The organism is Thalassospira sp. MCCC 1A01428, assembly GCF_002115825.1.
Classification (GTDB): domain Bacteria; phylum Pseudomonadota; class Alphaproteobacteria; order Rhodospirillales; family Thalassospiraceae; genus Thalassospira.
The window spans coordinates 1-10039 of sequence record NZ_JFJZ01000078.1; the positions used below are offsets into that span (position 1 = coordinate 1).

The 10039-nt window shown below is 54.1% G+C and carries 10 protein-coding genes; 4 read left to right on the plus strand and 6 right to left on the minus strand.

Annotated elements, in window-relative coordinates; genetic code table 11:
- Positions 1-419 (plus strand): aldo/keto reductase (locus tag THS27_RS24970; RefSeq protein WP_139835742.1); only part of this gene is annotated, 419 nt, incomplete at its 5' end.
- Positions 420-801: 382 nt separating this feature from the next.
- Here the strand turns inward: THS27_RS24970 and THS27_RS26990 are convergent.
- The gene (locus THS27_RS26990) at positions 802-945 is read right to left on the minus strand and encodes a hypothetical protein (RefSeq protein WP_168185007.1); all 144 of its coding nucleotides are present in this window, start codon (positions 943-945) and stop codon (positions 802-804) included.
- A 128-nt stretch (positions 946-1073) separates the two neighbouring features.
- Between THS27_RS26990 and fmt the strand changes: the two genes are divergently transcribed.
- Together fmt and THS27_RS24980 are read left to right on the plus strand one after the other, a co-directional pair.
- Positions 1074-2006 (plus strand): methionyl-tRNA formyltransferase, encoded by a 933-nt coding sequence (fmt, locus tag THS27_RS24975; protein WP_085595560.1) that lies wholly within the window; start codon positions 1074-1076, stop codon positions 2004-2006.
- Positions 2007-2091: 85 nt separating this feature from the next.
- Positions 2092-2589 carry a GNAT family N-acetyltransferase gene (locus THS27_RS24980; protein WP_085595562.1) on the plus strand — a complete coding sequence of 166 codons (498 nt, stop codon included), beginning with the start codon at positions 2092-2094 and terminating at the stop codon, positions 2587-2589.
- A gap of 130 nt (positions 2590-2719) precedes the next feature.
- Here THS27_RS24980 and THS27_RS24985 read toward each other — a convergent pair whose 3' ends face one another.
- Positions 2720-3724: a LysR family transcriptional regulator gene (locus tag THS27_RS24985; RefSeq protein WP_246833103.1), complete on the minus strand. Its 1005-nt coding sequence runs from the start codon at positions 3722-3724 to the stop codon at positions 2720-2722.
- A 154-nt stretch (positions 3725-3878) separates the two neighbouring features.
- Between THS27_RS24985 and THS27_RS24990 the strand changes: the two genes are divergently transcribed.
- Positions 3879-4064: a hypothetical protein gene (locus THS27_RS24990; RefSeq protein ID WP_085595564.1), complete on the plus strand. Its 186-nt coding sequence runs from the start codon at positions 3879-3881 to the stop codon at positions 4062-4064.
- A gap of 292 nt (positions 4065-4356) precedes the next feature.
- On the opposite strand, the gene THS27_RS25000 is transcribed toward THS27_RS24990, so the two are convergent.
- The 4 genes from THS27_RS25000 to THS27_RS25015 all read right to left on the minus strand — a co-directional run bounded on the left by THS27_RS25000 (position 4357) and on the right by THS27_RS25015 (position 9829).
- On the minus strand, positions 4357-5700 hold the full coding sequence (locus tag THS27_RS25000; RefSeq protein ID WP_085595574.1) for a nitrate/nitrite transporter: 1344 nt from the start codon (positions 5698-5700) through the stop codon (positions 4357-4359).
- 221 nt (positions 5701-5921) lie between these two features.
- Positions 5922-6323 (minus strand): DUF1850 domain-containing protein, encoded by a 402-nt coding sequence (locus THS27_RS25005; RefSeq protein WP_085595568.1) that lies wholly within the window; start codon positions 6321-6323, stop codon positions 5922-5924.
- A gap of 4 nt (positions 6324-6327) precedes the next feature.
- Entirely contained in the window at positions 6328-8439 is a 2112-nt protein-coding gene (locus THS27_RS25010; protein WP_085595570.1) for a TRAP transporter permease, read from the minus strand.
- A gap of 430 nt (positions 8440-8869) precedes the next feature.
- Entirely contained in the window at positions 8870-9829 is a 960-nt protein-coding gene (locus tag THS27_RS25015; protein WP_085595572.1) for a TAXI family TRAP transporter solute-binding subunit, read from the minus strand.
- Between the last annotated feature and the right edge of the window lie 210 nt (positions 9830-10039).

A 10039-nucleotide genomic window follows, 5' to 3' on the forward strand; every position in this document is an offset into this window, starting at 1 on the left:
ATGCCGGGACTAAACAACTAACGGGCAAATACCGTTCGGGGAAGTCCGAAAACAGACGAGACGAAGCTTGGGCCGGCGCGGGTTTCCAACCTGAAAATTCACAGCAGCGGACAGCGATCATTGATACCTTGATTGATGTTGCCGACGAGGCCGGCGTAACACCCGGCGAGATAGCCATCGCCTGGGTGGCGGCCAAGGGCTCGCTCCCTATTATCGGGCCACGTACACTTTCCCAACTTCAATCCAACCTGGCCGCGGCCCAGGTCGTTTTGTCGCCAGAGCAGGTATCGCGCCTTGACGGCGTTAGTGCGATAGCGCGGGGATATCCCTACACTGTGCTTGATGACCCGCGGATCCAGGACCTCATCACAGGTGGGAAGTTCGACCAGATAGATTTTCCAGCGGAACCTGCCGCATGACCTAAAGGCTAACCTGCGGCGATGGCGGCAGGTTCGTTTTCAAACATCTGCTCACACATTCAAATCCCAAGTTCCAAGTCCCAAGTCCCAAGTCCCAAGTCCAAACAAGCGTGTCTCGTTGTTCCGGTATTTTTGCACTTGGGGTTTGATCAAATCATTCAGTCACTTAAACCTGATTTGATGAAGGATGTTACCGAATGCCGTTGAGGTGCGTGCGGTCGTCGTAAATGTTAAAAAAGCGATGTCCGTCCGCATTTTCAAGCCATTCCAGCACGGCAGAAAAGTTTTCGAACCTGGTTTTTTCATACCACGCCCGGCACAAGCCCACCGGGAAGTAGAACCCCAGCCAGATTGTTCGGTTTTGTGCCTTGCTTGTCAGGGTTTAGATAAAGGCCGGGATATCGCCAACCGGCGACATATTATCAATCAACCAGCCATTATCATTGCGCCGGGCATGGGCCTTCCAGCGGCCCTTTGACGCGATAGACCAGTCGGCATGGTAAATTTCATCGATCTTATAGGGCATATCAGGGTGTCTTTGTTTGGGCGACACGGCGATGATGCGGGTAAACCGACACGCGGCTTGTATTTTGCCGATCATAACGCCAAATTGCCCGCATATCAGTTTGCCCTTTACGATGAAATGGTTTGGTCATGACGAAATTGCGAATTGCCTTTATGGGAACGCCGGATTTTGCCCTGGTAGCACTTCAGGAACTGGTCAAGGCAGGTCATGATGTGGTGTGCGTATATTCCCAGCCGCCGCGCCCTGCCGGTCGCGGGCATAAGGAAACCCCCACCCCGGTTCATGCCTGGGCTGCCGATCACGGGATCGAGGTACGGACACCCGTTTCATTAAAATCCGATGCCGAAAAACAGGCCTTTGCCGATTTGAACCTGGATATCGCCGTGGTCGCGGCCTATGGCCTTATTTTGCCAAAGGCGATTTTGGATGCGCCCAAAATGGGCTGCCTGAATATTCATGCTTCCCTGTTGCCGCGCTGGCGCGGGGCCGCCCCGATCCAGCGGGCGATTTTGGCGGGTGATGCCAAAACCGGTGTCACCATCATGCAAATGGATGTTGGCCTGGATACGGGCGATATGCTGCTGATGGATGAAATCGCCATCACCCCGGAAACCTATGCCAGCGGCTTGCACGATGATTTGGCCGAAATGGGCGGACGGTTAATTATCGAAGCCCTTGAAAAACTGCCTGCCGGGCAGCTTTCGGCCTCGGTTCAGCCCGAGGATGGCGTTACCTATGCCGCCAAGCTGGAAAAAACCGAAGGCAAACTGGATTTCACCGACGATGCCGCCCTGCTGGAACGCAAGATTCGCGCCTTTACGCCCTGGCCCGGGGCCTATTTCGATTTTGGCAAGGAACGCATCAAGGTGCAGTCGGCAGTGCATATTGCCGATGCCAGCGGCCAGCCCGGCGAAATTATCGATGATCAGCTGACCATTGCGTGTGGTGCCGGTGGGGGATTGCGGCCGACCCGCATTCAACGTCCGGGCAAGGCCGCAATGGATACCGAAGCGGTCTTGCGCGGTTATGACAAACTGGCAAAAGGCGTTATCGTTTCCTGATTTTGCCGTTATCGTGGAGGCAAAGCCTTAAAGCACTTTTCCTTTAATGTGCCAATTGTCCCCACCAGCCCCACAGGAATGACGCATGACGGAAATTCGCCTTGCCACCAATCACGATGGCGAGCAGATCAGCGATCTGATTGCCAAAGTATTTGCCGAATATCCCGGTTGTGTTTTTGACCGGGCGGCTGAATTTCCCGAACTGGATGCCATCGCCGATGATTTCGCGCCATTGGGTGCGATCTGGGTGGCTGAAAACGCGGAGGGGCAAATTATCGGCTGTCTTGGCATTAAGCTTTCCGATGATGAGACAGTCGCCGAACTGCACAAGGTTTATCTTGATAAATCCAGCCGCGGGCAGGGCCTTGCCCAGCGTCTTTTATCCCGTGCGCGGGACTGGCTTTTGGCGCAATACCCCGCCTGTCAGGAACTGGTGCTTTGGACAGATACCCGCTTTGTTGCCGGTCATCATTTTTACCGTAAATGCGGTTTCATCGAAACCGGTCAGACCCGCATCCTTGATGACCTTAGCAAATCGACAGAATTGGCCTTTCGCGCCGAACCGGCTACGGTGTTGGCGTAGATTAAACGCGACGTGCTTTAATTGTGTGGCTTTGGCCGGTCATCCATATGGCGGTTTTAACCCTGATACACAAACAGCCTGACCAGATTGATCAGGCTGTTTTTATTGTCTTTGTGTCGGAGGCCCCGGTCTAGCTTGCCTGGCCTTTGGCAGCGGCTTCGGGGTTCAGCGCCTTTTGGCTGGTTTGTGGCAGGCTGCCATCTTCGCGGCGCACGGAACGGGCATCCCGCATGCCCAGCTCCCACGGCGGGACCGGGGTGAATTTTTCGGCCAAAAAGTCCACAAAGGCGCGAACCTTCGGTGACAGGTGCCGTTTATGCGGATACACCGCCGAAATCCAGGCACGATCATGGATAAAATCGGTCAGAACCGGGGTCAGGCGGCCCGCACGGATGTCTTCATGGACCAGATATTCGGCCAGTCGTGCCATGCCCAGACCGGCGACAACGGCGGCGTGAAGGGCATCGCCATCATTGGCCGAAAAACTGCCCTGGGCGCGAAAGGACATATGGCCTTCGGGGGTTTCAAAATGCCAGTCATTGAAGCTTTCGCGCGAGGATAGATGCAGGCAGTTATGGTTCACCAGATCCTGCGGCTTGCGCGGAATGCCATTCTTTTCCAGATAATCGGGCGATGCGACGATAAAGCGCCGGTTCACCGCATATTTACGCGCAATTAGCGAGGAATCCTCAAGTTCGGATAACCGGATCGCCAGATCGTAACCATCGTTGACCAGATCGGTAAATTTATCATCCAGGGTGAGTTCGATCCGCACATCGGGATACATATTGAGGAATTCCGGAATCAGCGGCACCACCTGGTATTTGGTAAAAGCCACCGATGCGTTGATGCGCAATGTGCCGCGCGGCGCGGCATAAAGCTGGGTTACAACTTCTTCGGCTTCTTCTATTTCGTTAAGGATGGTGCGGGCGCGTTCATAAAAAGCGCGGCCTTCCTCGGTCAGGCTCAACTGGCGGGTGGTCCGCATCAGCAAACGTGCCCCTAACCGGTCCTCCAGCCTTGATATGTATTTTGATACCGCCGATGGCGACAGGCGCAAGGCCCGGGCCGCTGCGGAAAAGCTGCCTTCTTCAACAGCATAGACAAAGATTTCCATTTCTGCAGCGCGATCCATCAGCGTTTCCTCAGATCATTTTCGTGATTTGTGATCATTGTTCATAAGTAATGTGCATATTGAGGTAATTCCCCTTCGCAGTAAAGAGAATTAGATTGTTTTTCAGACGAGGCGGCGATGGTGCCGCAAAAAACGAAATTCAAGGAGGTCCATTATGAGGACGTTTGCTGACATCAAATTGCTGACGATTGAAACCAGCGAGATCGAAGCTGGCGTACGTAAGGGCCAGCAGCTTCGCGCTGAATATATCAGCAGCTTTTTCCGTAACCTGTTCAAGGGTTCCGATGCAAAAGCTGGCCACAACGCGACCCCTGCCGGTACCGTTGGCGGCGCAGCCTGATCACTGATGACGATCTTAACCGTGAGCGCGTTGCCCGCGCTCCGGTATCTACCCGAGTTCTACTATAGCGTCCTTCCTCCCAAGTTATGACGCTGTTTTCCCGACTGGCCCGGACACTTTTGTGTTCCGGGCCATTTTTTTGTTCATCGACACCTGTTTGTGCCGAAATGTGCAAGATGGCCGTGATTTAACCTGTTTAATGCCGGGTTGGTCAAAATTGGCCTTTGTCTTTGGATCCTTGCTAATTTTGCAAATGCTATCGCTTGGTTCAAGCTGGCACCGTTGCAAAACGTCAGGCGGTATGAGGGTGCCTGAAATGCGGGGGCACATAAAATCCTGGCCGTTCTGCCAGCCATGATAACAGGGTGGCAATGGCCATACCCGCCACCGAGGCCATCAATATTGTTGGTAAATTCACATGAGCGGCAAACAACCAGCCATATATGGGCGGCCCCGCCGAGGAGGCCAGCACCATAATTGCTGTCAGGCTGGAACGTATCGAGCCGATTTCGTGCATCGGCACCAGTTCGGGGACAATTGCTGTGCGCAGCGTTGTGGCAAACCCGGTGGTAAAGCCAGCCAGGGCCATATAAACCGGAATAAACTGTGCCTTTTCGGTCATTGCCAACACCATGACCGCGATCATCAAGGGTATCAAATGATAGGGAAACAGTTTTCGTGCGCCCAGTTTGTCAATCAAGGGACCACTGCCAAAGGCCCCCAGTACCGATGTTATGGCAAAAAGGGTGAAACCTGCCGCAAACCAGCCCAGTTCGATGCCTTTTTGACTGGCAATAACGGCCTGATGAAAAAACAGCGCGGTTAACACCAGGGGTTGTCCCGCGATCATGGGCATTGATAACCAGATATAGGCCGATTTAAACAGGCGTGGATGGGGCTGGCTGCGACTGTCATCTTGTTGTGGCAAGGAAACGGCGGGTTGATCGTGCCGATCAGGCCGGTTTTGTGGGGCAGCGTTGCCTTGTGTGCCGGTTTTTGCCGCTGGTTCGGGTGTTTGAGGGGGCAATTCAGCCACCGCAGGAATGGCGCGAAAGTTGCTATTTCCATGCACAAGCCAGGCTGCAAGCGGCATCATCACCAGCAAAATGGTAATGCCTGCCGCAATATAGGCTCCGCGCCAGCCAAGGGCGGCAATCAGGGCCAGAAAAATTGCAGGCATAATCGCCTCGGCCATGGGAAAGCCAAAAGCGGCAATGGCAAGGGCGCGCCCCCTGTTACGGTCAAAATAACGCGCGACGCTGGTCATGCTGACATGGCTCATCAGGCCTTGCCCGGCGAACCGCAACATAAACAGCCCGCCAACCAGAACAATAACATTGCTTGCAACCGACATCACAAAACAGCCCGCAGCCAGGAATATCATGACGATCAGGCTGTAGCGCAGCATGTCGATCCGGTCGATCATGCGACCGATAAAAGGCAGGGCTGCTGCACTGGCAATGGTGATGGCCGCATACATATTGGCAAAGCCGGTTTCGTTAATACCCATGCTTTGCGAAATGAACGGTACGAACAGGGCAATCAGAAATGTTTGCCCAAAGGCCGAGCCGAAACTATGCAAGGCACCAAAAGCCAACGGGCGTGGTGCCTGCCGCAAAAGGTTAAAAAATGCCATTGAATAACTTGCAGGTTTGAATGTTGATCGTGAATATGGCGGTAATTGTATCGATTCAAGGCAGTGGCGTCTACCCGCCCCGCTGGATAGGTCCATATGACCAAACAGGCGGTTAAGATGGCTGCGTATAAAAAAACGGCATTGCATCAAGGCAATGCCGTTTGAAATTTGAGCCGGGTTTTGCGGCCCGATATCGGTATATCGGGCTGGTTCGGCATTGATTACCCGTGCGAGGTTACTGTTCCGGGCGGGCCGTCAACATCGCATGGTGTGACTTTGATGCTGGCCTGTGCCTGTTCGCCCAGATCAAGGCAGTCCTTTAATTGGGGGCTACATACATGCCAGCCACCCCCGGTGGCCCCCGATGCTGCAAGGTTAAGTTCGGGCAACGGTTGCAGATGCGGGGTGTAAACCCACCAGTCGTTTTTTAAAATCGCGTCAGGTGGTGGTTCCATTCCGGCGCCGCTACCCTTGACGCGGGCTTGCACAAGTTCAAGGCCCGCCGGGGTAATTTGGTAATCTTCCTGCCAGCCGGTATGTTCCACCGAATGCATCCACGACAATGTAAAGGCGCTGATGGCAAGGCTGATGGCTTTACCGGCTGTCAGTATGCAAAGTCCCACCGGTTCAGGCCCCCGCCGTGTCGCTGATTTTGCGTAAGCGCAACCAGTGCATAACGCAAAAGAGGGCAAACAGGGCAAAACCCAGAATATCGGTTACCGGGTATGCCGCAATCAGGGTGAAAGCCGCTGCCACCGCAATCAACCGTTCGGGCACCGTCAGGCGGATGTTAAGCGCACCAATCACGGCCATGCCCCACAGGCCAATGGCAATGGTGGTTTTGATAAAGATATAGGCCACTGCCGGCCAGTAACCGATTTCATCGGCCATGGGGCCGCCATCCTGAAGCATCAATGCCGGGGTATAAACCGACATGAACGGAATCAGGAAACCTGCCGCCGCCACCTTTATCGCCTCGAACGAGATTTTAAGCCCGCTTGCCCGGGCAATTGGCGCTGCGGCAAAGCAGGCCAGTGCCACCGGCGGTGTCAAATCGGCAAGAATGCCGAAATAAAACACGAACATGTGGCTGACAATCAACGGCACGCCCAGTTGCAACAGCGCAGGCCCGGCAATGGACGATGTGATGATATAGTTGGGAATGGTCGGAATGCCCATGCCCAGCACGATGCAGGTGATCATGGTCAGCACAAGCGATAAAAACAGGCTTTGCGAGCCGACATGCACGATGAAAGCACCAAAGGTATTGGCAACCCCGGTAAGGGTCATGGTGCCAATAATGATGCCGACAATGGCGCAGGCCACGCCAACGGGCAGGGCCGTTTTCGCCCCTTCGGCCAGCGAATCACGGCAGATCAGCAAGGTTTCGCGCCCGCCCCTTGAAAGGGCACACCATGCCATTAATGCGACAATGGCGGTGACAATAACGTAAATGCCAAATTCAAGGAAAGCTGCGGCAATCAGACCAAGGCCGATCCAGAAAATTGTGCGGATCGTTCCCTTGGGCAGGCCCAGAATAATTGAACTTCCCAAAATCAGCAGAACGGTAAGCGACAGGCCGACGGTACCCGCAAAAAGCGGGGTGTAACCGGTAAACAGCAAATAAACCAGTACAGCGAGAGGCAGGAGCAGATACCAGCTTTTGCGGATGGCCGCGCGTGGCGATGGCAGTTCGGATTTTGCAATGCCCGACAGGCCATATTTGCCTGCTTCGAGATGTACCATCCAGAAAACCGAGGCAAAATACAGAATTGCCGGGATTAACGCCGCCTGCACAACCTCGTAATATTCAACGCCCAGGGTTTCGGCCATGATAAAGGCCACAGCCCCCATCACCGGCGGCATTAACTGGCCACCCATGCTTGATGTGGCTTCAACCCCGCCAGCAAAGGCCGGGCGATAGCCAAAACGTTTCATCAACGGGATGGTGAACTGGCCGGTTGTCACCACATTGGCAACGCCCGACCCGGAAATGGTGCCCATCAATCCTGATGAAATAACGGAAACCTTGGCCGGTCCTCCGCGGGCATGGCCGACAAGACCCATGGATACATCGGTAAAAAGCTGAATCATCCCGGCCTTTTCCAGAAACGCCCCAAACAGGATGAACAGGAAAATATAGGTCGAGGACACATAAATCGGAATGCCGTAAATACCCTCGGTGCCATAGGTCATATGGTCGATCACCTGGGTGAAGTCGTAACCGCGATGATTAAGCGGTGACGGCAAATACTGCCCAAACAGGCAATATCCCAAAAAACACGCCGCAATGATCGGCAGGGCCGGGCCCATCAAGACATAAGCCCCGACAAAAACCCCGATCAGGGCAATAATGCCAAAGACAATATCGGTGGTAACCGGATCACCCGCACGCAGGATCAGGTCGTTATATTCGACCCATTGATACCCCGCGACAGCCACACCGGACAGCGCAAGGATCCATGCCAGTGTTTTAACCGGCAGGCTGGATTTGCGGCCAATCGCGATGAGCGGAAAAATCAGCAGCATCAGGAACCCGACATGGATGGCGCGGGTAACCTGGCTGGGGAAATCGATCAGATGGGCGGCAGTTGAAATCTGGAAGGCCGAAAAAACAAATGCGATCCAGAACAGCAAACGCCCTTCAAATGTCGGCGCAAAGCTGTCGACCAGCGGGTCATGGATGGCCAGGTCAGGGGAATCGGCAGGTGCGTGGTGGGCGGATTGGTCTTGCGACATTTAAAGCATATTTCCTTTAACAAGATCCATTTTGCCAGCGCATTCTGCCGCCTGGCAAGGAGAAGTCCGCAGAGCGTAATGGGTTTACGGGCATGGATTTTGACGCGGCCAGGCGGCAGAATGCACTGGCCCGCAGGGTTTGTTTTTGGCGGTGTTTGGTCGTGTTATATCGCTCGCCCGATGCGCCGTATCGTGCCGCACGCAGTGCCTTGTCAAACGACCCGCCAAAAACAAACAAAATGGGTCTTCTCAAAGGAAACATGCTTTAGGGTCCCCGGCAACGTCGGCAACAGGCAGAAAAGGGATTTCGAATGTGCGGCTAAAACGGCGCGGCACAAAAGCAATCCCGGCCGGAGCATTGCACCCCGACCGGTGAAAAAGCAGCATCAGGCAGGTTCCCTGTGGGCGGTTTCCTGCCTGTGCAAGGCGATTACATGATGCCTTTTTCTTTGTAGTAACGTTCTGCACCCGGGTGCAGCGGCAACGGCATGCCTTTAATGGCATTTTCCAGCTTGATCGCCTTGGCTGCATTGTGGGCAGCTTCCAGGGTCGGCAGGTTTTCAAACAGCTGTTTGGTCATCTGATAGGCGATTTCATCGGAAACGCCGGAATGGCTGACCAGGAAGTTGACGATGGCGACAGTCGGAACATCATCGGCCTGACCTTCATAGGTGCCAGCCGGAATTTCGCGAGCAACATAAGGTGCGCCCAGTTTTTCGGCGACTTCGGCAGGAACTGATACAATGGTTACTTCCATTGAAGCCGACAGATCCTTAAGCGATGCAACGCCAAGACCGGCCGACTGCAAGGTCGCGTCAAGCTGACGGTTTTTCATCAGTTCAACCGATTCTGCAAACGGCAGATATTCAACTTTGCCAAGGTCTTCATAAGACATGCCAGCGGCTTCGAAAATCTTGCGGGCATTCAGTTCGGTGCCTGATTTTGGCGCACCAACAGAAACGCTTTTGCCTTTCAGGTCGGCCAGCGACTTGATGCCCGATTCCTTGGAGGCCACGATCTGGATGTAGTTCGGATAAATGGCGGCAATGCCCCGCAGTTTATCAAGCGGCTTTTTAAAGCCGACTTCTTCGTTGCCTTCCCAGGCCAGTTTAACCGAATCGCCCAGCGCAAAGCCGATTTCGCCACGACCTGCCTGCAACAGGTTCAGGTTTTCAACCGATGCCTTGGTGGACTGGACCTGTGTGCGGGCCCCGTCAATTTTCTCGCCATAGACGTTGGCAAGCGCCGCGCCCAACGGGTAATACACACCCGAAGTACCGCCGGTCAGAACGTTGATAAATTCGTCGGCTTTGGCCATAGAGGCTGTGCCAAAGCTCAGTGCTACCGCCATTGCCCCTGCAAGTACGGATTTCGCACGAATGGATGTCATCAGGTCTTCCTCCCTTGAAGATATGAATTCGTTTGCGCCCCGGTGCCGCATCATTCACGGTTCTTACTTCACGCCAGCGTGAAGGCAGCTTAGGGGACTTCCAAAGAATAGGCTAGCCTATATCTGTGGCGGATATACATATTGTCGTACCGGAATTTGTTTGGCATTGCATGCGTTGTATTGCAACAGTGTTTAGGCTCAGGACTCATT